At 65.6% G+C, this 451-nt stretch carries 1 protein-coding gene; it reads right to left on the reverse strand.

Annotation, left to right across the window (positions count from 1 at the left end; all coding sequences use genetic code 11):
- The coding region (locus tag Q7C33_RS28960; RefSeq protein ID WP_407684601.1) for an Ig-like domain-containing protein at positions 1 to 451 on the reverse strand (451 nt) is incomplete at both ends.

Raw genomic sequence — 451 nt, forward strand, 5'->3', positions numbered from 1 at the left:
GACGTCGACCAGGTCACCGCAACGCCGGCGCCCAGGGTGTTGCCGTTGGCATCCTTGACCGTGGCCACCAGAGTACTGGTCGCCGTGCCGTTGGCCACGATGCTGGTCGGAGTCGCTACCAGCGAGGCCACATCAGCCGTTGCACTGTTCGGCGTCAGGGTCACCGCTGCCGTTGCAGATCCGGCCACCGCCGAAGCCGTCACCGTCGCCGAACCGGCCACCGTGCCTTTCAGCGTCACCGAGGCCTGGCCACTGGCATTGGTCGTGCTCGATGCTGCAGACAAGCTGCCCAACGATGTCGACCAGGTCACCGTAACGCCGGCACCCAGGGTGTTGCCGTTGGCATCCTTGACCGTGGCCACCAGAGTACTGGTCGCCGTGCCGTTGGCCACGATGCTGGTCGGAGTCGCTACCAGCGAGGTTACGTCAGCAGTAGCGCTGTTTGGCGTCA

Origin of the sequence: Pseudomonas sp. BP11-1-1 (assembly GCF_052112105.1) — a bacterium.
In the GTDB taxonomy this organism is placed as follows: Bacteria; Pseudomonadota; Gammaproteobacteria; order Pseudomonadales; family Pseudomonadaceae; genus Aquipseudomonas; species Aquipseudomonas alvandae.